The 2,506-nt window shown below is 35.4% G+C and carries 3 protein-coding genes; 1 reads left to right on the top strand and 2 read right to left on the bottom strand.

Features of this window, described 5'->3' with window-relative positions; all coding sequences use genetic code 11:
- The coding region (locus DS742_RS28115) for a transposase (protein ID WP_147325902.1) at positions 1-603 on the bottom strand (603 nt) is incomplete at its 3' end.
- A 159-nt stretch (positions 604-762) separates the two neighbouring features.
- Between DS742_RS28115 and DS742_RS28110 the strand changes: the two genes are divergently transcribed.
- Entirely contained in the window at positions 763-1,299 is a 537-nt protein-coding gene (locus tag DS742_RS28110; RefSeq protein WP_074366398.1) for a glutathione peroxidase, read from the top strand.
- A 72-nt stretch (positions 1,300-1,371) separates the two neighbouring features.
- Here DS742_RS28110 and DS742_RS28105 read toward each other — a convergent pair whose 3' ends face one another.
- On the bottom strand, positions 1,372-2,433 hold the full coding sequence (locus tag DS742_RS28105; RefSeq protein ID WP_117420207.1) for a zinc-binding dehydrogenase: 1,062 nt from the start codon (positions 2,431-2,433) through the stop codon (positions 1,372-1,374).
- Positions 2,434-2,506 lie beyond the last annotated feature (73 nt).

Genomic DNA, 2,506 nt, shown 5'->3' with positions numbered 1-2,506 from the left:
AGGGGTTATGATATACCCTAATGGTATACCGCTTGTTGTATCAACTACGGCGTGCATCTTCCAGCCAAACCATTTTATCATATTACCGTTGGTATCTTGCTTGGCACCCCAGTGAGGAAACTCAGGATTGTTTTCCGGTATCCTCGATTTTGGTATAGCATGCTCAAAAGCATCAATTTTTGATGCATCAATAGAAACGTGAGTACCATCAATAAGTCCCAAGGTTTTAGCTCTACGTACCATTCGGTGAAAAGTCTTTTCAAGCACATTTGTTTTAGAAAGCTTTTCAATAAATCTTGAAAAAGTTGCTGCACTGGGTGTTTTACCAACAGCATCAAAACCACAGGTTACTCTTAAAACAGGGTCGGTTTTTAACCTTTTAACCAATGCCTTAACGGTAGGAAGTTGTTCAATCTGCATTGCAAGCAAGGCATTGAGCAAGCTGGAATATGAAAAACCTTTAGGACCTCGCTTGCTGGCATCAATTTTAAAAGCTTCAAGCATAATTGAATAATCAACAAATGTTAAAACAGCTTGTAATTTTGTTAATGGTTGAATTTCTAAAATTTGATCTAAAGTAAATAATGTTGTTTGCCGATACATAATTCGTAGTTTACTCCTTTCTGTGGATTATTTTGACGAATTATTTATCGGATTGGGGTAAACTATTTTTTATACCCTTTTCTAATCCTTTGATTTCAAGGGTTAGAAATTATGAAATTAACTCAAATTAAAAATACTTAGTAGAGGGAGAGAATAAATATGATATATGATTATAAGGTAAAAGATATAAATGGTAATGAAATATCCATGAGTGAGTATAAGGGAAAAGTATTATTAATTGTTAATACTGCTACCGGTTGTGGATTTACTCCACAATATGAAGGACTGCAAAAACTTTATGATAAATATAAAGATCAAGGTTTTGAAATTCTAGATTTCCCTTGCAATCAATTCTTTGAACAGGCACCAGGCAGTAATGAAGAGCTAGCAAAATTCTGCCAAGTGAACTTTGGAACAACCTTCAAGACCTTTGCGAAGGTTGATGTGAATGGGGAAAATGCTTCAGATTTATTTAAGTTTTTAAAGGCGCAGGCACCAAAAGCTGAGGAGGATGAAGCATCAGAAGCGTTTTATAAAAAGCTGGAAGGTTTAGGCTTTACTACAGAAGGTGATGATATTAAATGGAACTTTACTAAGTTTTTAGTAGATAGAAATGGTAAAGTGGTTGGCAGATATGCACCGACCTATGAACCGGAAAAGCTTGAAAGAATTATTGAGAATTTGCTTAATAAATAACAAATATAAAATACACATCAATGAAAGTTATTGATGTGTATTTTAATCTAATATATCAATAAAGTTTTAACCTTAGTCCATAAGAACGATAGGCTTGATTAAATCCTTTGGTTTATTAGCCATGATGTAGAATGCATCTTCTATATGTTCTAAGCCTTTAAATCTATGGGTAATAAGCTTAGAAGGATCTACACGTTCATATTTAATTAGAGAAAGTAATCTTTCCATTCTCTTTCTTCCACCAGGGCATAAACCACCTTTAATAGTTTTGTGAGCTAAGAATCCAGCAATTGCTGCGTTAGGTATGTTTATGCTTTCAATTTCTGTTAATATATTTAACATAGCAATTTGTCCACCACCAACCTTAGCTACATCAATAGCAGTATAAAGAGTCTCTAAATCCCCACCAGCCACGATAGATGCATCAACACCTTTGCCACCAGTTAAAGCTTTTATTTGATCGCCAACATTACCTTCCTTATAACTAATGATATCTGTAGCTCCATATTCTCTTGCTAATTTTACACAATCAGGTCTCGTACCAACGGCGATAATTCGGCCAGCACCTCGAAGCTTAGAAGCAGCTACTGCCATTAATCCAACTGGACCTATTCCAAAAACAACAACGGTGTCACCAAATTTAACTTCTGCCAGTTCTGGACCATAGAATCCTGTGGTCATCATATCAACTGCCATACATGCAGCTTCTAAAGATACACCTTCAGGTAATAGGGCCAAATTCATGTCTGCAGATCTAATTTTAATTTTTTCTGCAAAAGTTCCGTCTTCATAGGTGGAAAAGTTAATTGCGTTTTGTAATCCACCAGCATCTTGATGGGTACCATCTTGAATATCTGGATGCTTCCAAGTAGGAGTTGTACAAGGTATTACAACTATGTCACCGACCTTGAAATCCTTTACATTTGAGCCCACTTCAATTAGTTGTCCTACAGCTTCATGTCCAAGAATTCTGTTTTTTAAATGTGGTCCTTCCATTTCATAAGCTGAGTGTACGTCTGATGAACAAGGAGCAAGTGCTAAAGGACGTGCTATAGCATCATCGGGACCACAAACATATTCTGGTTTATCCATCCAACCAACTTTTCCTTTTTCTATTACTCCAAAACCTTTCATGTGTAAAACCTCCCTCTTTATTTAAATTATAATTTAATTATAATAGTTCACATGGATTTATGTCAATATAGTA

The organism is Lacrimispora amygdalina (genome assembly GCF_003432035.1).
GTDB classification, from domain to species: Bacteria; Bacillota; Clostridia; order Lachnospirales; family Lachnospiraceae; genus Lacrimispora; species Lacrimispora amygdalina.
Note: the sequence above shows the minus strand (reverse complement) of the source record. Positions and strands in the feature narration are given on the sequence as shown.